General features: G+C 65.8%; 19 protein-coding genes, 1 other RNA gene and 2 pseudogenes. 13 read left to right on the top strand and 9 right to left on the bottom strand.

Annotated elements, in window-relative coordinates:
- Window position 1: 1 nt before the first annotated feature.
- A non-coding RNA gene (locus XCC_RS17545) (sX9 sRNA) lies at window positions 2-74 on the top strand.
- Window positions 75-78: 4 nt separating this feature from the next.
- Here XCC_RS17545 and fghA read toward each other — a convergent pair.
- The 5 genes from fghA to XCC_RS17570 form a co-directional block, all read right to left on the bottom strand.
- Window positions 79-909 carry an S-formylglutathione hydrolase gene (gene fghA / locus XCC_RS17550; RefSeq protein WP_011038485.1) on the bottom strand — a complete coding sequence of 277 codons (831 nt, stop codon included), beginning with the start codon at window positions 907-909 and terminating at the stop codon, window positions 79-81.
- A 59-nt stretch (window positions 910-968) separates the two neighbouring features.
- Window positions 969-1,544, bottom strand: a complete 576-nt coding sequence (gene gfa, locus XCC_RS17555; RefSeq protein ID WP_011038486.1) for an S-(hydroxymethyl)glutathione synthase — start codon at window positions 1,542-1,544, stop codon at window positions 969-971.
- A gap of 66 nt (window positions 1,545-1,610) precedes the next feature.
- Complete coding sequence (locus XCC_RS17560) at window positions 1,611-2,720, bottom strand: S-(hydroxymethyl)glutathione dehydrogenase/class III alcohol dehydrogenase (protein ID WP_011038487.1); 1,110 nt, start codon at window positions 2,718-2,720, stop codon at window positions 1,611-1,613.
- A 63-nt stretch (window positions 2,721-2,783) separates the two neighbouring features.
- Window positions 2,784-3,059: a metal/formaldehyde-sensitive transcriptional repressor gene (locus XCC_RS17565; RefSeq protein ID WP_011038488.1), complete on the bottom strand. Its 276-nt coding sequence runs from the start codon at window positions 3,057-3,059 to the stop codon at window positions 2,784-2,786.
- Window positions 3,060-3,266: 207 nt separating this feature from the next.
- Window positions 3,267-4,181, bottom strand: coding sequence for a LysR family transcriptional regulator (locus XCC_RS17570; protein WP_011038489.1), 915 nt, complete (start codon window positions 4,179-4,181; stop codon window positions 3,267-3,269).
- A gap of 110 nt (window positions 4,182-4,291) precedes the next feature.
- On the opposite strand from XCC_RS17570, the gene XCC_RS17575 reads away from it, so the two are divergent.
- Complete coding sequence (locus tag XCC_RS17575) at window positions 4,292-5,458, top strand: TDT family transporter (protein WP_187282996.1); 1,167 nt, start codon at window positions 4,292-4,294, stop codon at window positions 5,456-5,458.
- A gap of 744 nt (window positions 5,459-6,202) precedes the next feature.
- Here XCC_RS17575 and XCC_RS17580 read toward each other — a convergent pair.
- Window positions 6,203-7,300: a glycosyltransferase gene (locus XCC_RS17580; protein WP_011038491.1), complete on the bottom strand. Its 1,098-nt coding sequence runs from the start codon at window positions 7,298-7,300 to the stop codon at window positions 6,203-6,205.
- A gap of 135 nt (window positions 7,301-7,435) precedes the next feature.
- On the opposite strand from XCC_RS17580, the gene XCC_RS17585 reads away from it, so the two are divergent.
- From XCC_RS17585 to XCC_RS17590, 3 genes and pseudogenes are all read left to right on the top strand, one after another.
- Window positions 7,436-8,155 carry a response regulator gene (locus tag XCC_RS17585; RefSeq protein ID WP_011038492.1) on the top strand — a complete coding sequence of 240 codons (720 nt, stop codon included), beginning with the start codon at window positions 7,436-7,438 and terminating at the stop codon, window positions 8,153-8,155.
- Window positions 8,152-8,491, top strand: a pseudogene (locus tag XCC_RS22830) (two-component sensor histidine kinase); the annotation flags it as partial. The gene XCC_RS17585 and the pseudogene XCC_RS22830, both read left to right, overlap by 4 nt.
- An 86-nt stretch (window positions 8,492-8,577) precedes the next feature.
- Window positions 8,578-9,648, top strand: a pseudogene (locus tag XCC_RS17590) (ATP-binding protein); the annotation flags it as partial.
- Window positions 9,649-9,687: 39 nt separating this feature from the next.
- Here the strand turns inward: XCC_RS17590 and XCC_RS17595 are convergent.
- Together XCC_RS17595 and yihA are read right to left on the bottom strand one after the other, a co-directional pair.
- Entirely contained in the window at window positions 9,688-11,052 is a 1,365-nt protein-coding gene (locus tag XCC_RS17595; protein WP_011038494.1) for a glutamate--cysteine ligase, read from the bottom strand.
- A 495-nt stretch (window positions 11,053-11,547) separates the two neighbouring features.
- Window positions 11,548-12,171: a ribosome biogenesis GTP-binding protein YihA/YsxC gene (yihA, locus tag XCC_RS17600; RefSeq protein WP_011038495.1), complete on the bottom strand. Its 624-nt coding sequence runs from the start codon at window positions 12,169-12,171 to the stop codon at window positions 11,548-11,550.
- A 146-nt stretch (window positions 12,172-12,317) separates the two neighbouring features.
- Between yihA and XCC_RS17605 the strand changes: the two genes are divergently transcribed.
- From XCC_RS17605 to betA, 7 genes are all read left to right on the top strand, one after another.
- Window positions 12,318-13,115: a c-type cytochrome gene (locus XCC_RS17605; protein ID WP_050911270.1), complete on the top strand. Its 798-nt coding sequence runs from the start codon at window positions 12,318-12,320 to the stop codon at window positions 13,113-13,115.
- 104 nt (window positions 13,116-13,219) lie between these two features.
- On the top strand, window positions 13,220-13,870 hold the full coding sequence (locus XCC_RS17610) for a thiol:disulfide interchange protein DsbA/DsbL (RefSeq protein WP_011038497.1): 651 nt from the start codon (window positions 13,220-13,222) through the stop codon (window positions 13,868-13,870).
- 93 nt (window positions 13,871-13,963) lie between these two features.
- Window positions 13,964-14,785, top strand: a complete 822-nt coding sequence (locus tag XCC_RS17615) for a thiol:disulfide interchange protein DsbA/DsbL (RefSeq protein WP_011038498.1) — start codon at window positions 13,964-13,966, stop codon at window positions 14,783-14,785.
- 49 nt (window positions 14,786-14,834) lie between these two features.
- Complete coding sequence (locus tag XCC_RS17620; RefSeq protein WP_011038499.1) at window positions 14,835-15,572, top strand: endonuclease/exonuclease/phosphatase family protein; 738 nt, start codon at window positions 14,835-14,837, stop codon at window positions 15,570-15,572.
- A gap of 124 nt (window positions 15,573-15,696) precedes the next feature.
- Entirely contained in the window at window positions 15,697-17,676 is a 1,980-nt protein-coding gene (betT, locus tag XCC_RS17625) for a choline BCCT transporter BetT (RefSeq protein ID WP_011038500.1), read from the top strand.
- Between the two features lie 40 nt (window positions 17,677-17,716).
- Window positions 17,717-19,189: a betaine-aldehyde dehydrogenase gene (gene betB / locus XCC_RS17630; RefSeq protein ID WP_011038501.1), complete on the top strand. Its 1,473-nt coding sequence runs from the start codon at window positions 17,717-17,719 to the stop codon at window positions 19,187-19,189.
- Between the two features lie 90 nt (window positions 19,190-19,279).
- On the top strand, window positions 19,280-20,950 hold the full coding sequence (gene betA / locus XCC_RS17635; RefSeq protein WP_011038502.1) for a choline dehydrogenase: 1,671 nt from the start codon (window positions 19,280-19,282) through the stop codon (window positions 20,948-20,950).
- A 742-nt stretch (window positions 20,951-21,692) separates the two neighbouring features.
- Here betA and XCC_RS17640 read toward each other — a convergent pair.
- Complete coding sequence (locus XCC_RS17640) at window positions 21,693-24,572, bottom strand: TonB-dependent receptor (RefSeq protein WP_011038503.1); 2,880 nt, start codon at window positions 24,570-24,572, stop codon at window positions 21,693-21,695.
- A 263-nt stretch (window positions 24,573-24,835) separates the two neighbouring features.
- On the opposite strand from XCC_RS17640, the gene XCC_RS17645 reads away from it, so the two are divergent.
- Window positions 24,836-26,806 (top strand): transglycosylase SLT domain-containing protein, encoded by a 1,971-nt coding sequence (locus tag XCC_RS17645; protein WP_016944404.1) that lies wholly within the window; start codon window positions 24,836-24,838, stop codon window positions 26,804-26,806.
- Window position 26,807: the final 1 nt, after the last annotated feature.

Raw genomic sequence — 26,807 nt, forward strand, 5'->3', positions numbered from 1 at the left:
CATGGCCACCGTACCTTCCGATTCCTCCGCACCGTCCGCGCCTAGCTGACGATTGCTCGCTTTGTCTGTTAGCCGCTCTTAGCCTTTCAGCGCGCGCGCATGATGGGCAATATGCTCACCGATGAAGCTGGCGATGAAGTAATAGCTGTGGTCGTAGCCGGGCTGCAACCGCACGGTGACCGGATAGCCCGCCGTCTTGGCGGCATCTTCAAATAGCTTTGTTTTCAGCTGGTTTTCCAGGAATTCATCGGCATCGCCCTGGTCGATCAGCAGCGGCAGGCGCTCGGCTGCCTGTGCGATCAGTGCTGTGGCGTCGTACGCCCTCCATGCCGCGCGATCGTCGCCCAGGTACTGACCGAAGGCCTTCTCGCCCCACGGCACCTGGCTCGGTGCGACGATCGGCGAAAACGCCGACACGCTGCGATAGCGGCCTGGATTTTTCAAGGCGATGGTCAGCGCGCCGTGCCCGCCCATCGAGTGACCACTGATGGCGCGTACGCCGGTGGTGGCGAAGCTGGCTTCGATCAATGCCGGCAGTTCGTTCACCACGTAATCGTACATGCGGTAATGCGCGGCCCATGGTTGCTCGGTGGCATCCACGTAGAAGCCGGCACCCTTGCCAATGTCGTAGCCCTCGGCATCGGCGACATCGTCACCGCGCGGGCTGGTATCCGGGGCCACCAGGATCACGCCGTGTTCGGCGGCATAGCGCTGAGCGCCGGCCTTGCTGATGAAGTTCTGCTCGGTGCAGGTCAACCCGCTCAGCCAGTACAGCACTGGCAAGGGGCCGTCGGCTGCCTGCGGCGGCAGATACACGCCCACCTGCATGGCGCAGCCCAGGCTCGTGGAGTGGTGCCGGTAAACGTCTTGCCAGCCGCCGAAGCAGGCACGGTGTTCGATACGTTCCATGGGATTCCTTGCGAAGAGAAAATCCTGCGGCCGGGATCACCGGCCGCAGGATCGAACCATCAGTGCAACAAGCCCTTGTGACGCGCCACGTTGGTCGACAGCGCATCCATCAGCGCCGGCGACAGGCAGTCGTACGGCGTCAGGCCCAGTTCGGTGAGACGCGCACGCACGCCATCCATCTGGTCCGGCGGCGTGCCGGTTTCGATGATGGACGAGACGAACGCAGCAAAGCCCGGCGGCGACCATCCCGACTGCTGCGACAGCTCGGTATGGATGAAGTCCAGACCATAGAACGCATGGTCCTTGTTCTCGATCCGGCCATACAGATGCACGCCGCAACCGGTACAGGCATGGCGCTGGATCGTCGCGCTTTCATCGACGATCTTGAGCTTCTCCGGATGCGCGGTCACGGTGACCTTGTCGCGTGGCGCAACCGCTACCACCGAGAACTTGGCGCCTTCCGGCTTCCAGCATTTGCTGCAGCCGCAGGCGTGGTTGTGCGCGCTCTGCGATGCCACGTCCACGGTCACCTTGTTGCTGGCACACAGGCATTGCAGGGTGCCCCCTGCAAAACCTTCGGTACTGCCATGCACAACACCACCATCTACTGCAGGGTGAATCGACACGTTAGCCATCATGCCCCTCCCGGTTACGGGTCCCACGTGCGCGGAAGCGGCCGCGCGCCGCTCCTGGCCGTCCGGTCAGAAATGAATCACGGTGCGGATCGACTTGCCTTCATGCATCAGGTCGAAGGCTTCGTTGATCTGTTCCAGCGGCATGGTGTGGGTGATGAACGGATCCAGATCGATCTCGCCCTTCATCGACTGCTCCACCATGCCCGGCAATTGGGTACGTCCCTTGACGCCGCCGAAGGCCGAGCCGCGCCACACGCGGCCGGTCACCAGCTGGAACGGGCGGGTGCTGATTTCCTGGCCGGCACCGGCCACGCCGATGATGACGCTCTCGCCCCAGCCCTTGTGGCAGCACTCCAGCGCCGAACGCATCACGTTGACGTTGCCGATGCATTCGAAGCTGAAATCCACGCCGCCATCGGTCAACTCGACGATCACTTCCTGGATCGGCTTGTCGTAATCCTTCGGGTTGATGCAATCGGTGGCGCCCATGCTGCGCGCCAGGTCGAACTTGCCCGGGTTGGTGTCGATGGCCAGGATGCGCCCGGCCTTGGCCTGCACCGCGCCCTGGATCACCGCAAGACCAATACCGCCCAGCCCGAACACAGCCACGCTCTCACCCGGCTTGACCTTGGCGGTGTTGTGCACGGCACCGATGCCGGTGGTGACGCCGCAGCCCAGCAGGCAAACTTTTTCCAGCGGCGCTTCCGGGTTCACCACGGCCAGCGAGATCTCCGGCACCACGGTGTATTCACTGAAGGTGCTGCAGCCCATGTAGTGGAAGATCGGCTCGCCGTTGTAGGAGAAGCGCGTGGTGCCATCGGGCATCAAACCCTTGCCTTGGGTTGCGCGCACGGCCTGGCACAGGTTGGTCTTGCCGGAGAGACAGAACTTGCACTTGCGGCATTCGGCCGTGTACAGCGGGATGACGTGATCGCCCACTTTGACGCCGGTCACACCTTCGCCGATCTGCTCGACGATGCCGCCACCTTCGTGTCCGAGCACCGACGGAAAAATACCTTCCGGGTCATCCCCTGACAGCGTGAACGCGTCGGTGTGGCAGACGCCGGTGTGGGTGATGCGGACCAGCACTTCGCCGGCCTGCGGCGGTGCCACGTCGATCTCGACGATTTCCAGCGGCTTGCCGGGTCCGAATGCAACTGCTGCACGGGATTTCATGGATGAGTGCTCCTGACGAGGATGTTCGAGGACGGGCGCGGCGCATGCCGACCCGGTGGGAGTTCATTTGAGATAGGACCGGACCAGGCCAAGCAATTCCTGCACCCGTTCGGCGCGTTGCGCATCGGACGCGGCGGCATGCCCGAAGTCTTCACGGATATGCGCCTCCAGTACCTGCGACATCAGTCCGTTGACGGCCCCCCGGATCGCGGCAATCTGCTGCAGGACTGGAGCGCAGTCTGCCCCTACTTCCAGCGCACGCTCAAGTGCATCGCACTGCCCACGCAGCCGACGCACACGCGCTAGCGCTCGCTTTTTCTCCTGTGGCGAATGCGGCATGCACGGTCCCGTTCCGGATACTGGGGGGTAGTATATGGATCGAAGACAAAAAAGCCATGACCGCCGCATGACAGACGATGCAGTGCGCCGACTTCTAGCTTCTTTCTTCGCAGCGTGGGCACACGTCGCGCCCCAGCACCACAACTCCCCTGCGATGGCATATGCAGTGGGCTGCGAACATTCGGCAAGCTGCGCTGCAGCAACACGTTATGGTGTAACAGACGCTCTCTGCGTCTGTGCAAACTGCCGGCAGCTGCTGCAAAAACGCGCAAGACTCGGCGAGAGAAACTTGTCGCGATGCGTGATCAGAAAGAAGCGACGTGACATCGGCGGGAGCACGCCGGTGATGGCCTTCAACGTCCCGGCAGCCAAGGACGCCTCCACCACCCAACGCGACAGACAACTCACGCCCAGGCCGTGCATCACCATGTGCTTGATCGCTTCGGAGCTGCCGATCTGGCGTGCATCGGCCAACTGATGCAGATGCCGCAGCAGTCGTTGCTCCACCTCCTCACGCGTGCCAGAACCCGGTTCGCGCAACAGCCACGCAGCGGCGCGCAGATCCTTGCGGGTGACGTTTGCCTGCTTTGCCAGCGGGTGCTGGCTGCCAATCACGATCAGCAATTCGTCGGACAACCAGGGCTCGACGTGCAACTCGGGCACGTGGCACGGGCCTTCGATCAGCCCCATCTCCAGCTCGAAATTGGCGACCTTCGCAGCGATGGCCGTGCTGTTGCCGGCTTCCATTTCCACGCGCAGATGCGCAGCGGTTGTATGCAGCTCGCGCAGCACCAGCGGCAGCACATAATTGCCGATGGTGGTGCTGCAGCCCACCTTCAGACGTGTCGACAAACTGGCGCTGCCGGGATGGAAACCGGCTTCGATCTGCTGCGCGTTGTCGAGCATCCTGCGCGCGTGCGGCAGCAATGCGCGGCCGCTGTCATTCAACAGCAAGCGTTTGCCGACCCGATCGAACAACCGGGTACCTAAGCCACTTTCCAGCTCATTGAGCGAGGCGCTGGTGGCCGACTGCGACAACGCCACCTGCGCCGCCGCTGCGGTGGTGGAGCCACACTCGGCAACCGCACAAAAGATCTGAAGTTGCCGCAGGCTGAGTTTCATGGTTAGCGATTTATTGGGTTACATCAACCGATATTACGCGCTTTACTGCTAGATCCAGCTGCCTAGACTCACTCACTTCTTCAGCCGACACCGCTGTGACCCAAATGCGCATGCCCACCTCCCCGACCCGCCCTGCAACCGCCTGGCCGCTGTACGCGCTGCCCAGTCCGGGCGAAGCGATCCGCCAGTTCACACCAAACTGGTTCGCGGTGACGATGGGCACCGGCATCCTGTCGCTGGTGCTGGGCCAGCTCCCCTGGCCCGTGCCTGGCGCCGCGTTGCTCGGCGCTGGCCTGTGGCGCTGCAATGTCGGGTTGTTTGTGGTGTTCAGCGCGTTGTATCTCGCTCGCTGGGCGCTGTACCCGCACGAAGCCCGACGCATCCTGGCTCACCCGACCGCCTCGATGTTTCTGGGCACTATCCCGATGGGCCTGGCGACGCTCATCAACGGCCTGCTGCTCTATGGCCTGCCGCGCTGGGGCGCTGCCGTCATTCCCGTGGCGACTGCGTTGTGGTGGATGGACGCGGCCATGGCGCTGGCCTGCGGCGTGCTGGTGCCCTACCTGATGTTTACCCGCCAGCAGCACCGCATGGAACAGATGACCGCACTATGGCTACTGCCAGTGGTGGCTGCGGAAGTCGCCGCGGCCAGTGCTGGCGCGCTCGCCCCGCATCTGGCCGATGCCGGCAGCCGCTTCGGCATGCTGGTTGCCGGGTACGTGCTGTGGGCGTACTCGGTGCCGGTGGCGCTGGGCATCCTGGTGATCCTGTGGCTGCGCATGGCGCTACACCAGTTGCCGCAGGCCAGCATGGCCGCTTCGAGTTGGCTGGCGCTGGGGCCGATCGGCACTGGCGCGTTGGGCATGCTGGTATTTGCCGGCGACGCGCCGGCACTGTTCGCCGCACATGGCATGGGCACCATCGGCCAGGCCGCGGCGGGATGTGGCCTGATCGCCGGCCTGTTGCTGTGGGGGCTGGGGCTGTGGTGGCTGGCGCTGGCCATCCTCATCACGGCCCGCTATTTCGCAGACAAAGTGCCGTTCAATCTGGGCTGGTGGGGATTCACGTTCCCACTCGGGGTTTATGCGTTGGCGACATTGAAGCTCGGCGCCGCGCTGCAAATGCAGGTCTTCGATGTAGTCGGCAGCGTATTGGTCCTGCTGCTATGCGTGACCTGGACGATCGTGGCGGCACGCACTGCGGCAGGGGCCTATCGCGGCACGCTGTTCGTTGCGCCCTGTCTTGTCGAATCCAGCGAGCATGCACCTGCACGCTGAAGTACAGGTTGCATGTCTGACAGGTGCGCTTCGCGCTGCCGGATGAGCACGCATGCGCGTTCGGCTATTCCGCGGCGTCCAGATCCGGTAGTGGTGGCGGATCTGATGGGTCATCGAACCAATCGGCATCAGGCGCATCCAATGCATCCGGTGGTGCTAGCGGGACATCCATGTCGTGATCCGCCAGGCAGCGCGCGAGCGCTGCCGGATCTACGGGAATGTCTTCCGCGCCATCGTGCAACACGGGTGGCTGGTCCGGTGACTGCAGGCACTTGCGCAGGATCCCTCGCTCCATTGCAGACGGCGGCGCCCCGCGATGCACATGCACCGGGGGAGTTAGCGGTGGGCTAGGTGGCGCACCGCACAGGCTTGCACAGCCTCCAAGGCTCAGCAGCGCAAGCATGGCGCTCACGGTAGAAATGGTTGGGCGCGTCTGCCCCATGTTTTGATCTCGCTTGTGTACGGCACACGCAGCGCGCGGCGTGTGGCGGAGCGATGCGTGCTCCGTTACCAGGAGATCCTTGCAGGCACGTTTTGCACAGCTGTGTTGTGCGCTGGCGCCGCATGGCATGCCGTGCCGGGCGCATACAAACGTGAGGAAACAAGCGAAACGACGACAAACAGGCTTCGTGCACCAGCATTGCGCCAGCGCGATCCAACGCCTGGCTAGAGCAGGCCCGCGCGCGCGATCACACAGCGTGTATCAGCACCGCGCGACAAACCGTACGATCAGCGCATCACCAATCAGCTCTTCGCGGCCACCGGCACCACGTCGGCCACTGCCTCGGTCGGCATCGCCACCGCGGCCATGACCGCAGCGCGGAAGCGCCCCGCAAAAACCGCGTCGTTGGCCAGATAGCACGCCCGCGCAGCGGCCGAGAGGCGCTCCAGCTCTGCGGGCGGCAGCGCCAGCGCGGCTTGCACTGCCTGCGCAATGCCTGCCGCATCCACATAGTGATAGCTCGCCAGCCGACGCTGGCGCACTGTCGCCACCGGAATCAGCAGGCCGTGCTCGGGGCGGACCAATTCGTTCATCGGCTCGCCATCGGTGGCCAGGGTGATCGCACCCACGCTCAAGGCCTCCATCAGGTAATGCCCGAAGCCTTCTGCCTCCGATGGACAGATATGGAACTGGTGGGCGTTCTGCAGGCGGCGCAGCGCGGCATCGTCGAGATACCCGACGCGGTGATCGATGTTGGCCGCCACCACTTGCTTGCCCGCGGTGCGCGGGTTCTGCACCACCGTCAGCAGCGGCCATTCGGGATGCTGCTGCCAGGTTTCCAGCAACACGCGGGTGCCCTTGGCGGTGCTACGCCCGGCCAGGTGGAAGAAGGCACGCTGACGGAACACCTCCGGATCGTGGCGATCGGGGCTGGTGAAGCCGATGTACTGCGTGCGGCAGCCCAACTCGCGGAAGATCCGCTCGGCATGGTGGGTCTTGCACAACACCGCGGTGAACCGCGGCAGCAATGGCAACCACTTGGGCAGCAGCCATTCCGGGTTGGGAACCAGCAGATTGGCGTGCCCCAACGGCAGGCAGCGCGCATACACGCGCTCGGAAAAGATCTGTACCGGCACCTTGCCCAACAGCGCGCGCCGTCCCCACAGGCGCAACTCACGCCCGGTGTCGTGCAGGCGCTGGCTGGTGAACCCCACTTCCTGCACCTGCGCCCCGCCGGCACGCAGCGTCTGTGCCATCAACACCATGTCGCGGGTCAGGCCCACGCCATTGTCACGGCTGATCACCCGCATCATCGGCAACACCACGTCATGCACCTGCTCGACCTTGTCGGCGGGCAGTGTCGGTGCAGCGGATTTTGGTGGGATGTCCCGGTCTGTCATGCTGCGTCACACGTGTGCCAATGGTTGACAAATTCGATCATTATGATGCGTGCTCCCGTCCTGCACCTTGCGAGCACCATGTTTCCGGTAGCCACCCCGCGCAGCCCGACCGTTGCGCCTCCGACGATGACCTCCATGGACATGCAACAACCCTGCGTTCTTGTGGTCGACGACGACCCCGACCTGCGCAAGCTGATCGGCGAGTTCCTGAGCGCCCATGGCTACCAGGTGGATGTGGCCGAGAATGTCGCCGAAATGCGCAAGCGCATCACACAACGGCGTCCGGACCTCATCGTACTCGACGTGATGATGCCGGGAGAAGACGGGCTGAGTGCGGCGCGTTCGCTGGCCAGCGAACGCGGCTCGCCTGCGGTGATCATGCTGAGCGCGCTGGGCAATGATACAGACCGCATCATCGGGCTGGAGGTTGGCGCCGACGATTACCTGGCCAAACCCTGCAACCCGCGCGAGCTGCTGGCGCGGGTGCGCGCCCTGCTGCGCCGCAGCCAGGTCACCAGCGACCAGGCCGAGCCGCGCGGCAATGTCTACGAGTTCGCCGGTTGGCGGCTGGACGTGGTGCGGCGCGACCTGCGCGACCCCACCGGTATCTTCATCAACCTCTCCGACGGCGAATTCGCCCTGCTGCGCACCTTCGTGGAGCATCCGCAACGCGTGCTGAGCCGCGACCAACTGCTCGACTACGCGCGCGGCCGCGATACCGACGTCTATGACCGCGCCATCGACAGCCAGATCAGCCGGCTGCGCCGCAAGATCAACGAACGCGTGCACACCGAGCTGATTCGCACCGTGCGCAACGAGGGCTACATGCTGCTGCCGAGCGTCGCGCGTCTGTGAGTGAACCGGCACGCCGCGGGCTGTCGATCTTTGCCCGCACCTTCGTCCTGCTGGCGGTGGCCCTGGTCACCGCACAGGCGGTCGGCATCGCCCTGCTGGTGATGCGCACCCCCGTCTATGAGCCGCCGGTGCATCCGCCGGAGGTCGTGGCCCTGCTGTCCACCCGCATGCCGGCCGGCACCCAGACGCTCAAGGTGCACGAGGCCCGCCAGGCGCCCACGCCACCGCCTGGCCAGGTCCGCGACGGCTTCGCCGAAATGCTTCTGGCGCATTGGCTGGATGTGGACAGCGCGCGCGTGCGCTTCTATCGCAGTGCCGATGACGGCGAGGCGCCACGGCTCCTGCCGAGCGAGGGCACATCGAACCGGACATCGGCCCAGACCAGCGCGGCTAGCGCGGGCAGCGAGCAACTCCCAGCCGGGGCACCGCCATTCGGCAAGGACTGGCCACGCCCCAGCCCCGAGGGCGCGCCCTTCGGCAACGGGCTGCGACCTGACGACCCGCGCGGTGATTGGGAAAGCGAACGCCTGACCCCGGGCGTGCCGCTGCTGGACGGCTTCACCGCCGCGCTGCAACAGCCCGACGGCCGCTGGCGCACCGTGGAATCGCCGCGGCGTCGCCTCTCGGCCGAGTTCAAGACCCACGTGGTGCTGCTGTTCCTGGCCGGCCTGCTGGCCAACGTGCCGCTGGCGTGGTGGTTCTCGCGTGCGCTGTCGGCGCCGATCAAGCGCTTTGCCGAAGCCGCCGACCGCCTGGGCCGCAATCCCGACGCGGCGGCCCTGCAACGTAGCGGCCCGCCGGAGATCGTGCGCGCGGCCGATTCGTTCAACGCCATGCAGGCACGCCTGAACCGGCTGATCAACGAGCGCACCCACATGGTGGCGGCGATCGCGCACGACCTGCGCACCCCGCTGGCGCGGCTGTCGTTCCGCCTGGACGACCTGCAAGCGCCGCTGCGCGACAAGGCGCTGGCTGACATCGACGAGATGAAGGCGATGATTTCTGCGGCGCTGGATTTCATCCAGAACGACCGCCATCGCGGCGAGCGCGCCCCGCTGGACCTGCGCCTGCTGGTGGAGAGCGTGGTCGACAATACGGTGGACACCGGCGCCGATGCCGAACTGCTGCCAGGCCCGGCGATCACCCTGGACGGCGACCCGCTGGCGTTGCGGCGCGCGGTGATGAATCTGCTGGAAAACGCGCTGAAATACGGCCGGCGCGCGCGCCTGCGGCTGCATCGCGAAGGCGAGGACGGCGTGCTGTGGATCGACGACGACGGCCCGGGCATCGACCCCAGCCAGCGTGAACAACTGCTGCTGCCGTTCGTGCGCGGCGAATCCTCGCGCAACCGCGACACCGGCGGAATCGGGCTGGGGCTGTCGGTGGCGCACAGCATCGTGCTGGCGCATGGCGGCGCACTGCGGCTGGACAATCGCGACGGTGGCGGGCTGCGGGTGACCGTGCGCCTGCCGTGCATGCCGGAACGGCGCTGACGGTGACGCAGGCAGGCCTGCGCCGCACGGCTCACTGACTCAGTACGCGAACTCGCGGAACACCGGGTCGATATCACCCTTCCAGGCACCGTGATACAGCGCCAGCTTGCGCTCTGCAGCAGTGACGCCGGTTTCGGCAATCTCGGCGATCACATCGAGAAAGCCGGTCTCGTCCTGGCCATCGCGGTTCAGGCGGGCACGTCGGCGCAGGCCTTCGCGGGCGATGTTGACCGCCTCCAGCGCCAGATCGCGCACCACGCCGTTGCGGAACGGCAGGCCCAGCGCCTGCTTGGGGACGCCGTCGCGCAATGCGTGGCGCTCGGCCAGCGTGAAGTCCTTGACCAGGTCCCAGGCCGCATCCAGCGCAGTCTGGTCGTACAGCAGCCCCACCCAGAACGCAGGCAGCGCGCACAGGCGATTCCACGGCCCGGCGTCGGCGCCGCGCATTTCCAGGTACTTCTTCAAGCGCACTTCGGGAAACGCGGTGGTCATGTGGTCGGACCAATCGCGCAGCGTCGGCAGTGCGCCCGGCAGCACCGGCAGCTTGCCCTGCATGAAATCGCGGAAGCTCTGCCCGCTGGCATCGTGGTAGACGCCATCGCGGTAGGAGAAATACATCGGCACATCGAGCAGGTAATCCACGTAACGCTCGTAGCCGAACCCGTCGTCGAACACGAAATCCAGCATGCCGGTGCGATCGGCATCGGTGTCGGTCCAGATGTGCGAGCGGTAGCTGAGGTAGCCGTTCGGCTTGCCTTCGGTGAACGGCGAATCGGCGAACAGCGCAGTGGCGATCGGCTGCAGCGCCAGCGAGACGCGGAACTTTTTCACCATGTCCGCTTCGGTGGCGTAATCCAGGTTGACCTGCACCGTGCAGGTGCGCGTCATCATGTCCAGGCCGAGCGAGCCGACCTTGGGCATGTAGCTTTTCATGATCTGGTAGCGGCCCTTGGGCATCCACGGCATCTCGTCGCGGCGCCACTTGGGCTGGAAGCCCATGCCCAGGAAGCCCAGCTGCAGCTCGCCGGCCACTTCGGCCACTTCGCTCAGGTGGGTGCCGGTTTCCACGCAGGTGTGGTGCAGCGTTTCCACCGCCGCGCCGGACAACTCGAACTGCCCGGCCGGTTCCAGCGTGACCGAGGCGCCATCGCGCAGCAGCGCAATGGTGCGGCCGTTTTCCTGCACCTGCTCCCAGCCGAAGCGGGTCATGCCGACCAGCAACGCCTCGATGCCGCGCTCGCCATCGAAGGTGGGCGGGCGCAGGTCATCCAGCCGGAAGCCGAACTTCTCGTGTTCGGTACCGATCCGCCAATCCGCACCGGGCTTCTCGCCGGAGGCGAGCACCTGGATCAGCTCTGCGCGTTCGGTGATCGGCGTTTCGGCAACGTGGCTGGGACTCGACAAGGGCACGCTCGCAGGCGAAAGGGGGTGGGACGATGTGGGGATCGCCCCCTGCCACCGCAAGGCCCGCACTATAACCGCAGGGCGTGCCCGGATTGGCGACATGGACGGGGCATGAGATTTCCACTCACAGGCGCTCGGCGCTGCGGTGGAGGATGGGCACGGGAGGCCGGTGGCGCAGAAGGGCTGTTTGAGGGCCGGCCGATGTCGTCCGCTGCCGAGACAGCAGCCGCTGAACGCGTTGACTTGCGCATTGCAGGAGGGCAGGCCGGGCATCCGTGGCGGTTCGTTTCAACCGCTGAGCACGTCCACCGAAGCCAAGCGCCGCGTATGCGCGCATTGCATGTGCTGCACCTGCGCAAAACGCTGGCGCCGCACCACCTTCAAGCAACCGCACCAACCAGCAACTGCGCACAGACCACCAGGGCAGGCCAGCCGATCACCGCACTGCCGATGAGCCTGGCAATCCAGACGCGCAGCCACGCTGCGCGTAGGGGGCTATGCGTCTGCAGGCGGTTCGACGTCCAGGCCCAGCCAGCCGCCGACGATGCCGCGCAGTTCGTCCACGCCCTGGCGCGATTCGCCCGAGTAGGTCTGCACGGTCACGCTGTCGCCGAAACGCGAGCTCACTTCCTTCTTGACCTTCTGCAGGGTCTGCATCTGCTGGCCACGGCCGAGCTTGTCGGCCTTGGTCAGCAGGCCGTGCGCCGGCAGGCCGCGTTCGGCGGCGTAGCCCAGCATCTGCAGGTCGTAATCCTTGAGCGGGTGGCGGATGTCCATCACCACCACCAGGCCGCGCAGCGCTTCGCGGGTGCGGAAATAGCGGTCGATGAAGGCCTGCCAGTGCGCCTGCAGGTCCTGCGGCACCTTGGCGTAGCCGTAGCCGGGCAGATCCACCAGATAGCGCTCGGGCTGGATCTGGAAGAACACCAGCTGCTGGGTGCGGCCGGGCGTCTTGGACACGCGGGCCAGGGAATTTTGACGGGTCAACGCATTGAGTGCGCTGGATTTTCCGGCGTTGGAGCGGCCGGCGAAGGCGACCTCGTAGCCGCCATCGTCCGGCAATTGCCGAGCGTTATGGGCGGACAGGTGGTAGCGGGCTTGTTCGATAAGGAGCGACATCCCCCTAGGATCGCACGTTCGGCGCCCCAGGCGATTTTGCTGCACTGTTCGTTGACCCTGGCGCGAAGGCGTGTCGATAATCGGGGACGCCTGCCACAGCCAGCAACTTCACGCGCGCGGGCCGGGTCCATACGGAGCTTTAGCTGATGCGCCATGCTCGTGTGCTTGTCCTTGCCGCCATTGCCGTGCCGGTCGTTGCCGCGGTGGCGTTTGCCCAGTCGGCGGTCACGTCGATCCCCGATCCGCCGCCCATCCGCGTTGCGCCGCTGGAGGTCGACCTGTCCAAGACCACCTGGGGCGATGCCAAGGCCGGCCAGGCCAAGGCCGCTGCCTGCGCGGCCTGTCACGGGCCGGACGGCAACCCGGCGGTGCCGATGTATCCGCGCATCGCCGGCCAGACCGAGCGCTACGTGGCGCACCAGGTGGCGCTGATCGCCAGCGGTGAGCGCAATACCGGCATGTCGGCGGTGATGGTGCCCTTCGTCAAGGACCTCACCGCGCAGGACATGCGCGATCTGGGCGCCTACTTCGCCACGCAGAAATCCGCCGCCGGCGTCGCCGACGATGCGGTGATCAGCGAGGGCCCCTACCAGGGCATGAAGTTCTACGAGGCCGGCGAGAAGCTCTACCGCGGCGGCGACATCGCCCGCGGCGTGCCGGCCTGCATGGCCTGCCATGGGCCCTCCGGCAGCGGCAACCCGGGGCCGGCCTACCCGCGCCTGGGCGGCCAGCACGCCGAGTACGTGGCGCGCCGCCTCAAGGAATACCAGGCCGGCACGACCCAGGAGCGCAATCCGGCGCTGTTCAATATCATGGCGCAGGTGGCCAAGCCGCTGAGCGAGCAGGAGATCCAGGCGCTGGCCAGCTATCTGCAAGGCCTGCACGACCGCGCCGACGATGCCGCGGCCGCGCAACTGCCCGCCGGGACGCCCGCACGCTCATGAGGTGAGTGCCGCGGCGGTCCACCCGCTTCGCAACGCCGGTCTTCGGGCCGGCGTTGTCGTTTCACCGCGTCGTATCACCGCAATCCATCCCCCTCGGAGCCCGCATGAACCTGTTTTCCCGTCTGTCGCTGCTGTTGTTGATCCTGCTGCCGCTGGCCGCCTGTGCCGCGGACAAGAAGGCCCCGCCGGTGGAAGGCGAGGACTATGTGCTGATCGACGGCGGCCAGCCGTATGCGCCCCTGGCGGGCAAGGTCGAAGTGGCGGAAGTGTTCGGCTACACCTGCCCGCACTGCGCCCACTTCGAGCCGACGCTGGAAGCGTGGACCGCCAAGCAGCCGGCCTATGTGCGGGTCACGCCGGTACCGGCGGCCTTTGGCGGCTTCTGGGATGCGTTCGCGCGTGCCTACTTCGCCGCCGACACGCTGGGCGTGGCCAAGCGCAGCCACCGCGCCATGTTCGACGCCATCCACGAAAAGCACACCGTGCCCACCCAGAACGTGGCCCCGGAAGAGCTGGCGGCCTTCTACGTCGCCTACGGCGTGCCGCAGCAACGTTTCATCGACACGCTCAAGAGCGCGGCGGTGGAAGACAAGGTCAAGGCCGCGCGCGAATTTGCAACGCGCGCCAAGATCCCCGGCACGCCGGCCCTGGTGGTCAACGGGCGCTATCTGATCACCGCGCGTGACTACACCGACATGCTGCGCGTAGCCGATTATCTGATTGCCCGCGAGCACGCCGCGCCGGCCGCGCGCTGAGCCGCATAACCGCCATCACGCACGGCCCGTGGCATCATGCGCCCCGCGGCCGCTGCGGCCTCCCCTTCCGCCCCACGCTGGAGATCCAATCCGATGAAGACCCGCTTCGCCCTGACGCTGATGGCGCTGCTGCCGATCCTGGTCGCCTGCAAGGCCCAGGACGGTTCGTCCGACACCGCCCCGGCGCCTGCCCCGGCTGCCGAGACCGCCACCGCGCCTGCGGCCACCCCGGCCACTGATGCCGCTGCCCCGCCTGCCGTGGGCGAGAGCGCCAACGCGCCGGCCACCGACACCGCTGCTGCGCCGCCAGCGCCGGCACCGCGTGCGCCGAACGGCCCCGAGCCGGTCGCCGGCACCGATTACCTGGATATCGAAGGTGGCCAGCCGTACCAGCAGGCCGCCGGCAAGATCGAAGTGGCGGAAGTGTTCGGCTACGTCTGCCCGGCCTGCAACGCGTTCCAGCCGCTGATCGGGCCATGGAAAGCCGGCCTGCCGTCGGATGTGCATTTCGTCTACGTGCCGGCAATGTTCGGCGGGCCGTGGGATGACTACGCGCGCGCCTTCTACGCCGCAGAAACGCTGGGCGTGCAGGAAAAGACCCACGACGCGCTGTACAAGGCGATCCACGTCGACCAGAGCCTGAAGGGCGAGCGCGGCAAGGATTCGGTGCAGGACATCGCCGGTTTCTATGCCAAGTACGGTGTGGATTCGAAGACCTTCATCGACACCATGAGCAGCTTCGGCGTGTCGGCCAAGACCAACCGCGCCAAGCAGTTCGCCACCCGCAGCAAGATCACCGGCACCCCGTCGCTGATCGTCAACGGCAAGTACCTGGTCAAGGGCCAGAGCTTCCCGGACATGCTGCGCATCGCCGATCACCTGATCGCGCGCGAACGCGCCACGCTGGCCAAGTGACCCGAGCGATCGCTACGTCGTGAACGCCTCGGACTCGCGCACCCTGCGGGTGCTGACCGCCAATATCCAGGCCGGCTCCAGCACCCGCCGCTACAGTGACTACGTGACCCGCAGCTGGTCGCATGCGCTGCCGCTGGGCAGCAAGCGCACCAGCCTGGACAGCATCGCCAAGCTGGCCGGCGAGCGCGACATCGTGGGCCTGCAGGAAAGCGACCCCGGCAGCCTGCGCTCGGGCTTCACCAACCAGACCCACTACCTGGCCGAGCGCGCCGGCTTCAACTACTGGAGCCACCAGCCCAACCGCCGCATGGGCGGGGTGGCGTCCAGCGCCAACGGCCTGCTCAGCAAGCTGGAACCGCTGGAAGTCCAGGACCATGCCCTGCCCGGCCGCATCGGCGGGCGCGGCATCCTGCTGGCCAAGTTCGGGCAAGGCCGCGAAGGCCTGGCGGTGGCCGTCGCGCATCTGTCGCTGGGCGCCAATTCGCGCATGGCGCAACTGGCCTTCATTGCCGAATTATTGTCCGACCATCCGAATGTGATGCTGATGGGCGACTTCAATTGCGTTGCCGATCGGCCGGAGATGCAGGCCTTGTATCGGCACACTCGGCTGCAACCGCCAAGCTGCGTGGTGCACACGTTCCCGAGCTGGCGCCCCGACCGTGCGATCGATCACATTCTGGTCAGCGACAGCCTGGTGATCGAGCACACCGAAGCGATTCCTGCAGCGTTCTCCGACCACCTTGCAGTGGGCATGGATCTGCGCGTTCCGCTGCAATTGCTGCGTTAAACCCGCAGTAGAACGCCAGCGCCCGGTTGCGCTGGCGACCTCAACCGATGACGTGCTCTAGACACCGCTTGTGGCATAACACAGGCGGTTTTTTCGTTGGAGCACGCCACGTGACGCACCGCGCATGAATGTGTCCGAGCCGCAGCTCGCACCGGTACGCACCCTTCGGCCGGTGTTCGTGTTGGCGGCGACGGTGGTGTGTACGTTCGCGCTGCTGGTGGCGCTGTTCCCCCTCGATGCCGGGCGCATCTTGCTGGACGCGCAGACCTGGGCCTCGCGCAATGTGGGCTGGTACTACCTGCTGGCAATGACGCTGTATCTGGTATTCGTGTTGGGTGTGGCGCTGTCCAGCTACGGCAACATCAAACTTGGCGCCGATCACGACGAGCCGGAATTCAGCTATCTCTCCTGGGCCGGCATGTTGTTCGCCGCCGGTATCAGCATCACGCTGTTCTTCTTCTGCGTCTCCGAACCGCTCACGCACTATCTGCAGCCACCGCAAGGCGGCACCGGCAACGGCGAGGCGTCCGCACGCCAGGCCATGCAGCTGCTGTTCCTGCACTGGGGCCTGCACGGCTGGGGTGTGTTCGCGTTGGCGGCGATGGCACTGGCGTATTTCGCATTTCGCCACAATCTGCCGCTGGCCTTGCGCTCGGCGTTGTATCCGTTGATCGGCAAACGCATCAACGGGCCAATCGGCTATACCGTCGATGCGCTGGGCATCGTCGCCACGGTGTTCGGCCTGGGCGCAGACATGGGCTTTGGCGTGCTGCATCTCAACGCCGGCCTGGCCACCTTGTTCAACGTGCCGCACACGCATTGGGTGCAGGTGGCGTTGATCGTCGCCATGATGGGCGCCGCAATCCTGGTGGCGGTGTCCGGCGTCGAAAAAGGCGTGCGCTGGATGTCGGACATCAACATGCTGCTGGCGATCGCGCTGCTGTTGTTCATGCTGTTCGCAGGCCCCACGCACTATCTGCTCAATGCCTTGATGCAGAACCTGGGCGACTACCTGGGCAGCGTGGTCGGCAAGAGTTTCGACGTGTACGCCTATGGCGGCCGCCCCGACTGGCTCGGCAACTGGACGGTGTTCTATTGGGCGTGGTGGATTGGCTGGGCGCCCTTCGTGGGGCTGTTCATTGCGCGCATCTCGCGTGGCCGCACCATCCGCGAATTCGTGCTGGGCGTGTTGTTGATCCCGCTGGGATTCACGCTGGCGTGGCTGTCGATCTTCGGCAACAGCGCGCTCGATCAGCTGCTGCACCACGGGCAGGCCGCCTGGGCGCAGCAGGCCATCGATGCGCCGCAAACGGTGCTGTATTCGCTGCTGCAGGATTATCCGTGGAGTCGCGTGGTCATCACGATCACGGTGGCGATCAGCTTCGTGTTCTTCGTCACCTCGGCCGATTCGGGCACGGTGGTGTTGTCCACGTTGTCCTCGCATGGTGGCGAGCCGCATGACGACGGCCCACGCTGGCTGCGTGTGTTCTGGGGCGTGCTCACGGCCGTGGTCACCGCAGGCTTGCTGCTGGCCGGCAGCATGGACGCGCTGAAATCCGCAGTGGTGCTGGCATCGCTGCCCTTCTCGGCCGTGTTGCTGCTGATGGCGTGGGGGTTGTCGCGCGCGCTCAGTGAGGAATCGCAGCGCAAGCGTGCGCAGCTCTACAACCCCAGCCCGTTGATCGGGCAATCGCGCGATCACCGCGGCTGGCGTCAGCGCCTGGGCCAGGCAATGCATTTTGCCGCGCGCGATGAGGTCTATCGCTTCATGCACGAACAGGTTCGCCCGGCGATCGAAGCGGTGGCCGCGCAGCTGCAGGACGAAGGTTGGCAGGTCAGCAGCCGGCTCGACGACGCCGACATGGAGATCAGCGTCGACCATGGCGAACAACAAGGCTTCCGTTACCAGGTGGTGATGCGCGGCTACCTCACCCCGTCGTTCGCCGCGCAGCGCCTGCGCAACCAGCGCTATTACCGCGCCGAGGTGTATCTGTTCGAAGGCAGCCAGGACTACGACCTGGTCGGCTACAGCCGCGAACAGATCATCAACGACATCATCGATCAATACGAGCGTCACCTGCAGTTCCTGCATCTCACCCGCTGAGGTGTCGTCGCTGCGGCGAGCGTCCCACAGGAGGTTTGTCATGCCACGTTTCCCCGACCAGCTGCTGTACATCGGCGGCCGCTATGTTCCCGCCCGCGGCGGCCACACGTTCGAGGTGGTGAACCCGGCCACCGGTGAAGTCCTTGCCAACGTCCACAACGCCGACGCCGACGATCTGGATGCAGCCGTGGACAGCGCCAAGGCCGGCCAACGGCACTGGGCCGCACTCACTGTGGTGGAGCGCTCACGCATTCTGTTGCGTGCCGTCGCGCTACTGCGCGAGCGCAACGACGCCCTGGCGGAGCTGGAAACGCTCAACACCGGCAAGCCGCTGAGCGAAACGCGCAGCGTGGACATCGTCACCGGCGCCGACGTGTTGGAGTACTACGCCGGCGTGGCGCAGGCGCTGCAGGGCGTGCAGGTGCCATTGCGCGAAGGCAGCTTCTTCTACACGCGGCACGAACCGCTTGGTGTGGTGGGCGCGATCGGCGCGTGGAATTACCCGATCCAGATCGCGCTCTGGAAAGCCGCACCGGCCCTGGCCGCCGGCAACGCGATGATCTTCAAGCCCAGCGAGGTGACGCCGCTCACCGCGCTCAAGCTGGCTGAAATTTTCACCGAAGCCGGCCTGCCGGATGGCGTGTTCAACGTGCTGCCCGGCGACGGCGCCAGCGTGGGCCACGCGCTTACCGAGCATCCGGAGATCGAAAAGATCAGCTTCACCGGTGGCACCGCAACCGGCCGCAAGGTGATGGCCAGCGCCTCCAGTTCGTCGTTGAAGGACGTGACCATGGAACTGGGCGGCAAATCGCCACTGATTGTCTGTGCCGATGCCGACCTGGACCTGGCGGCCGACATCGCGATGATGGCCAACTTCTACAGCTCCGGCCAGGTGTGCACCAACGGCACGCGCGTCTTCGTGCCGCGGGCACTGCGCACTGCATTCGAAGCGCGTCTGCTGGCACGCGTGCAACGCATCCATATCGGCGACCCGCTCGATGAGCGAACCACGTTCGGGCCGATGGTCAGTGCCGCGCACATGCAGCGCGTGCTGGAACACATCGAGCAAGGCAAGGCCGAAGGGGCGCGCCTGCTGTTCGGTGGCGAGCGGCTGCGCGATGGTGCACTGGCGCAGGGTTGCTACGTGGCGCCGACCATCTTCAGCGATTGCACCGACGTGATGACCATCGTGCGCGAAGAGATCTTCGGGCCGGTGCTGAGCCTGCTCACCTACGACGACGAAGATGAGGCAATCACGCGCGCCAACGCCACCAGCTATGGCCTGGCGGCGGGTGTTGTGACGCCGGATCTGTCACGCGCGCATCGGCTGATCCATCGCCTGGAGGCCGGCATCTGCTGGATCAACACCTGGGGCGAATCACCGGCGCCGATGCCGGTGGGCGGCTACAAGCAATCGGGTGTGGGCCGCGAGAACGGCCTGGCCACGCTGCAGGCCTACACACGCACCAAGTCTGTCCAGGTCGAACTGGAACGCTACGCGTCGGTGTTCTAGGCGCGGCTCACAGCGCGCGTACTGCCGTTCAAACGAGCGCAGACGCGTGCCAATCCGCACGCCTCACCGACCACGCATCAGGAGATCACCATGCAACGCGAATACGACTACATCATCATTGGCGCAGGCTCGGCCGGCAACGTACTGGCCGCGCGCCTCACCGAAGACCCGGGCGTCAGTGTGCTGCTGCTGGAAGCCGGCGGGCCGGATTACCGGCTGGATTTCCGCACCCAGATGCCCGCCGCATTGGCGTTTCCGTTGCAGGGCCGCCGCTACAACTGGGCCTATGAAACAGAGCCGGAACCGCACATGGACAACCGGCGCATGGAATGCGGGCGCGGCAAGGGGCTGGGTGGTTCATCGCTGATCAACGGCATGTGCTACATCCGCGGCAACGCACTGGATTTCGATCATTGGGCCAAGCGCCCGGGGCTGGAAGACTGGGGCTACCGCGATGTGTTGCCGTACTTCCGCAAGGCAGAAACGCGCGACATCGGCGCCAACGATTACCACGGCGGCGAAGGCCCGGTGAGCGTGGCCACGCCGAAGAACGACAACAACGTGCTGTTCCAGGCGATGGTCGATGCTGGCGTGCAGGCGGGTTACCCGCGCACCGACGACCTCAACGGCTATCAGCAGGAAGGCTTCGGGCCGATGGACCGCACCGTGACGCCGCAAGGGCGGCGTGCCAGCACCGCACGCGGCTATCTGGACATGGCCAAGCCGCGCGACAGCCTGCACATCGTCACCCACGCCACCACCGACCGCATTTTATTTGCCGGCAAGCGCGCGGTCGGGGTGCATTACCTGGTGGGCAACAGCAGCGAAGGCATCGACGCGCACGCGCGCCGCGAAGTACTGGTCTGTGCGGGTGCGATTGCCTCGCCACAGTTGCTGCAACGCTCCGGCGTGGGTGCCCCGGACCTGTTGCGCGCGCTCGACGTGCAGCTGGTGCACGACCTGCCCGGCGTGGGGCAGAACCTGCAGGACCACCTGGAGGTGTACATGCAATATGCATGCACCAAGCCGGTGTCGTTGTACCCGGCGCTACAGTGGTGGAATCAGCCGGCCATTGGCGCCGAGTGGTTGTTTGCCGGCACCGGCACCGGGGCCAGCAACCAGTTCGAGGCCGGCGGTTTCATTCGCACCCGCGAAGAATTCGACTGGCCCAATATCCAGTACCACTTCCTGCCGGTGGCGATCAATTACAACGGCAGCAACGCAGTGAAGGAACATGGCTTCCAGGCCCATGTGGGCTCCATGCGTACGCCCAGCCGCGGCCGCGTGCATGCCAGGTCGCGCGACCCGCGCCAGCATCCATCGATCCTGTTCAACTACCAATCCACCGACCAGGACTGGCAGGAATTTCGCGACGCAATCCGCATCACCCGCGAGATCATCGCCCAGCCCGCACTCGACCCTTACCGTGGGCGCGAGATCAGCCCCAGCGCAGACTGCAAGACCGACGCCGAGCTGGATGCATTCGTGCGCGCACGCGCCGAAACCGCGTATCACCCCTCGTGCTCGTGTGCGATGGGCACCGACGACATGGCGGTGGTGGATGGGCAAGGCCGCGTCCACGGCATGGAGGGGTTGCGCGTGATTGATGCCTCGATCATGCCGCGCATCATCACTGGCAACCTCAACGCCACCACCATCATGATCGCCGAGAAGATCGTCGACCGAATACGCGGGCGTGCACCACTGCCGCGCAGCACCGCCGACTATTACGTGGCGGGTGATGCACCTGTACGCCGGTGATGTGTGATCGACCGAGTGCATGGTTTGAAACTGCTTGCCAAGCGAGCTGTCGGCCGACTTGCGTTTGATCTAGATAGCCAAGCGCAGCGCCCTCACCGCTCGAGTGACACGCGGGACGTCCTTTCATTAAGGCTTTGTGCGGCATCTGTCCCGCCGCGGTTCGGCAGGCGGCGAAGACATCGCATGTAGCACGTGAGGTGTTTTTTGAAACCCACGCAAACCAGCCAACTCGCCTGGTCCTTGCGTGCCCGCCATCGCGGGACCTTTGGCGGCATGGATGCCGCCAAAGAGCCTATAGGGACGTACTTGCGGCGTGTCCCGCGATGGCGGGCGCGCAAGGGCCCTGCATGCGCTATACGTGCCTGTGGCCTTACTGCACAACGCCGTTGATCGCTGCATTGATGCCTGGCAGACAGCGCTGAGCGACCAGCAATTGGATCTCAGGCACCGACTCGCAGTGGGAAAACACCAGCGATGCCAGCCTGACGCGGAACGCCAGCAGCTCGAGCGCGCGATGCCCTCACCGCCCCCGGGACACGCCGTGAATCCAAACAGATAAGGACCCTTGGCGGCATCCATGCCGCCAAGGGTCCCGGACGCGGTGAGGGCACCGCGCCATCCGTCCTGGTCGCTGACTGATGCAAGTGCAATGTCGATGCGCGATGCGTCAACGCACATCTGCATTGCAAGCAGAGTGCTGCCCGCCGCACGCATCAAGCGCGGCAGGCAGCCGTTGTGCCAACTAGAACTTCAAGTCCGCGCGCACGTACCAGGAGCGGCCGCCGGGGATGTCATAGGTGGACGCGTCATAGCCGTTGAGTGAGCACGACAGGCAGATCGGTGGATCCTTGTCGAACACGTTGTTCAAGCCGGCGGTCAGTTGCAGGCCCTTCAACCAGTCGAAGCGGTAGCCCACCTGTGCATCATGATAGGTGATGGCATCCAGTTGATTGGTGCCCTCGGCCGGCGTCGAGCACACTGCAAATTCCACTGCGTCGCCGCACTGTTCGGTGAGCTTGGAAATGTGGCGTGCGGTCCACGATGCAGTCCAGTTGCCCAGCGACCAGTCCAGCACCGCGTTGCTGGTCCACTCGGGGATCGCACTATCCACCACTTCGATGCCCGGCCCCTGCGGCTGCCGCTGCCCGGCGGCGCCCAGCGCCTCGTAACGGCCCACGAAGGTGTTCTGCCAGGACAGCTTGAAGCGGCCCAACGCGCTTTCCGGCAAGGTCCAGAACAGGTCCACGTCCCAGCCGTCGGTCTTGATCGAACCCAGGTTGGTCAGGCGGTTGTTGAAGGCATTGATGCCGCCGGTGGACGCGCGGCCGATGCCGTCGCAGTACAGCGCGTCCAGCGTATCCACGCACAGATCGAGCTGGGTCTGCGCGTTGATCGCCTGGATCGCGCCATCCACATGGTGACGGTAGAAGGTCACTTCGAGATCCAGGCGGTCGGACCAACTTGCGTTGCTGCCGAAGCCCGGGCTGAACACGAAGCCGGCACTGAAGCTACGCGAGCGCTCCGGCTCCAGCTGCTCGTTGCCGCCGGTGGTCACCGAAATCTGCTGGTTGGCCTGCTGGTAGTTCACCGGCACCCCCAGCGTTGCGCAGTTGGCGGCGCTGCCACGCGGCGCGGTTCCGCCAAGGCCGATGGAACACGGGTCGGACAACTGCAGATCCGCACGCGCCGCCGAACCGAACAACTCGCCGATGGTCGGCGCGCGGAAGCCTTCCGCATAACTGGTGCGCAGTACGAACTCGTCGCTCACCTGCCAACGCAGGCCGTACTTGGGCGTGAACTCGCCGCCGAACGTGGAGTAATCCGAATACCGGCCCGCAATGTTCAGATCGAGTTTGTCGCCCAACGTGGAGTTGGCAAAGATCGGGATGTTGAGTTCGAGATAGGCTTCATTGACGTCGTAGCTGCCGGAGGTAGGCAACGACGGCACGCCGTTGTAGCGGCCGGCCACGGTGAGCGGGTCAGGCTGATACGAGCCTTCGTATTTGCGGTACTCGTAGCCGGTGGCAAAGCTCACCGCACCGCCGGGCAACTGGAACAGCTCGCTGCTCAGGTTGGCGGTGAACAGGCTCAGTTCGTTCTGGCTGCGGTCGCGCACCACTGGCTGGATCCAACGCAACATCTCCGGCGTGATGCTGCCGGCGCCGCTGAAGATATCCAGTGGCACGCAGCCGGCCACCGCCGCGCAGGCGGCCGGGTCGCCGAGCCCCAGGTTGATGTTGAACAGGTTGTAGCTGCCGTAGTTGGTCTGCTCGGCCTTGTTCTTGCTGTACATGCCGTTGACGTCCCAGAACCAGGTCCGCGACGCGCCTTCGAAGGTGCCGACCAGGCCGGTGCCGAAATACTGTGTGTCCACCTGTTGCTCATAGCGCCGCGGGCCGCCTTCCACCGGGCGCCGCCCGATCTGGATCAGGTTGGTGGCCGAGTTCAGATCAAAGCCAAACGGGTTGAACGGATTGAGCGCCGAAATCACGATGTTGTCGGCGAGCGGATTGCCGGTGCCGGCATCGGGGCCGAGGAAGATCGGTTCGGGCGCGGCCTGGTTGGTGGATTCGCGCCGGTTGCCCAACGCCTTGACGTACCACTGCACGTCGTCGTTGAAGTAATAGCGGAACTGCGCGAACACACCCTTGCGCTCGGACGGCGTCAGCAGCAGGTTCTGCTCGGCGAAGTTGTAGCGGTCGGCGGTGCCGAAGCAGTGGTAGTCATCGCTGCGCGTGCAGCCACCACTGCCGTCGTATTGCGGCGTGCCCACGCCCGCGTTGGGGGTGAGGTTCTGGCGCACGCCGGTGTTCGGGTCGACGAACTGGAAGCGCCCATCGGGCGTGGCCGAACTGGCAAAGGTCAGCCCGGTGCCGGGAATGGGGAAGCGTGCCTGCGCGCGGTCGCGCGCATAGATCGGATCCTGCTTGACGTAGCTGGCGCCCAGAAACAGGCTGAAATCCTCGCCACTGGTGCCCCAGGCCAGGTCCATGCCCTGGTTGGTGCCATCGCCCTTGCCGTACTGCCCGTAATTGAGCGTGACCTGCGCGCCGTCGAACGTGCGCCGCGTGATGATGTTGACCACACCGGCGATCGCATCCGAGCCGTACAGCGACGAGGCGCCGTCTTCGAGCACTTCGATGCGCTCCACGATCGCCAACGGAATGGTGTTGAGGTCCGTCGACGAGCCCACGCCGGAGGCGGAGGATTCATTGACCCAGCGGATGCCATCCACCAGCACCAGCACGCGCTTGGAACCGAGATGGCGTAAATCCACCTGCGCCGAGCCGGCACCCACGCCGCTGCCGTCGGGCGGAAAACCGAAGTTGCCGGACGAATTGAACTTGGCATTGAGCGCCGAGCCGGAGGCAGTGAGTTCCTGCAACACCTCGCCGATCGAGGTGAGCCCGGTGCGCTCGATATCGGCGCGGTTGAGCGTCTGGATCGGCACCTGGCCCTGCAATTCGGCCGTCTTGATGCGGGTGCCGGTGACTTGCACGCTGTCGAGCGTGCGCGTACTCGGGGCGGGTTCGGGCTGCTGCGCCCAGGCCAGCGAGGGGATCAGACACAACGACAACTGCACGGCCAGGCACGACCGACGGGAGCCACTCAAACGCTTCATCCTTTCTCTCTCCAGAAGGATTTCAGGAAATGTCACCGCACGCCCCCGTGCCCTGCGGTCCATGCCGACTTTTAAACGAAACCTTAACGCACCGCAACCTGGCGATGCAGCACTGCCTCCGTCATCGCATCGGCACGCTTGCTTCGTGCTCCCTACTGAGCGAGTGCCAGCCCCACCTATGCAGCGCGTGACAGGCGCACATGCGCGGCGCCGCCGCGCCACATTCACTCAAGTGCTCAGCCACGCTTCGGTATAGTCGCGCGATGACTTATTCCCCACGTTTCGCCGCTGTTTTCGCCGGCCTGCTTTGCCTTGGCAGCACTGCGCTGCATGCCCAATCGCTCGATCCGCAATTGACCGCCATGCGCGATGCCATCGCCGCCGCCGAGCGCGGCCAGGCCGACGACGGCCAGCTCACCGCCCTGCGCCGGCATCCGCTGTACGGCTGGCTGGAATACGCCGCGCTCAAGCGCAACATCGACAGCGTCTCCACCGCGCAGGCGCAGGGCTTTCTGCAGCGGTATGCGGGCCAGCCGGTGGCTGAGAGCTTCCGCGGCGCCTGGTTGCCGGCCGTGGCGCGGCGTCAGGACTGGACCACGCTGCTGGCCAACTGGAAGCCCACCGACAACCTGGGCCTGCGCTGTGCGCAGCTGAACGCGCGCCAGGCCACCGGCAAGGCAGATGCGCAGTGGAGCCGCGATGCCTTGACGCTGTGGCGCACCGGCAAGGGCCTGCCCGATGCCTGCGACGCGGTGGTTGCCGGGCTGGAGTCGCGCCGCGAGCTCACCCCCGCCTTGCGCTGGGAGCGCGTGGAAGCCGCTGCCGACGCGCAGCAGCCTGCGGTGATGCGCACGGCCGCACGCGGGCTGCCGCCGGCCGATCTGGCCCTGGCCACCGACTACGCGGCATTCCTGGACAAGGTGCATCCGCGTGCGGCGAGCTGGCCCAGGACCGAGCGCAGCCGCAACATCGCCGTGGACGGCCTGGCCAAGCTGGCCAAGAGCGACCCGGACGCGGCCGAACAACAACTGCCTGCACTGGCCGCCGCGTTGGGCTTCAGCGAGGCGCAGCGTGGGCAGGTGCTGTACCAGATTGCGTTGTGGACCGTGGCCTCGTATCTGCCCGATTCGGCGCGCCGCCTCAATGCAGTGCCCGATGCGTCCTATGACGAACGCCTGCACGAATGGCGCGCGCGTGAGGCGATGTCGCGTGGCGATTGGCCGGCGGCGCTGGCCGCCATCCGCAAGATGCCGGCTACCCAGCGCAGTGATTCGCGCTGGCAATATTTTGAAGCGCGGCTGGCCGAAAAGACCGGCGCCGCCGCCGCGGCACAGCCGCTGTATCGCGCGGCCGCGCAGTCGCCCACCTTCCACGGCTTCCTGGCTGCCGATCGCCTGCAGCAGCCCTACCGGCTGTGCCCGTGGGAGCCCAAGGACAGCCCGCAGGCCAAGGCTGCGGTGGCACGCGACCCGGCATTGGTGCGCGCCATCGCGCTGTTCCAGATCGACCGCCCCGGCTGGGCCGTGGCCGAATGGAACGATGCCGCCAGCCGCTTCGACGACAGCCAACGCCGCCTCGCCGTGGAGGTCGCCAGCGACAACGGGTGGTTCGACCGCGCGGTGTTCGCACTCGGCAAGCAGCCCGACGAACAGCGCCTGTACGCGCTGCGCTTTCCGCTGCACCACGACGACAGCATCCGCCGCGAAGCGGCCAAGAATGCGATCGATCCGGCATGGGTGGCCGCGGAGATTCGCGCAGAAAGCATCTTCAATCCACGCGCACGCTCGCCGGCCAATGCAATGGGCCTGATGCAGGTGTTGCCGGGCACCGGCGCGGCGGTGGCCAAGGGTATTGCCCTGCCCAACTACGGCGGCGCCGCCAGCCTCTACGAGCCAGACACCAACATCGCGATCGGCACGGCTTACCTGCGCCAGCTGCTCAACACCTACGGCCTGCCCTACGTCACCATCGCCGCCTACAACGCCGGCCCCGGCCCGACCGGGCGCTGGCAGGCGCAACGGCCGGGCTTTGACCCGGATTTCTGGATCGAGACCATCAGCTACAAGGAAACGCGTGAGTACGTTGCGCGGGTGCTGGCCTTCAGCGTGATCTACGACTGGCGCCTCAATGGCGATGCATTGCCGTTGAGCGATCGGCTGATGGGCCGGCTGGTGGACAAGCGCACGCGTCCGGTGTGTTCGCCGGGCCCGGCGGCCAACGCCGCACAGGACTGAC

It is taken from the genome of Xanthomonas campestris pv. campestris str. ATCC 33913, from assembly GCF_000007145.1.
GTDB classification, from domain to species: Bacteria; Pseudomonadota; Gammaproteobacteria; order Xanthomonadales; family Xanthomonadaceae; genus Xanthomonas; species Xanthomonas campestris.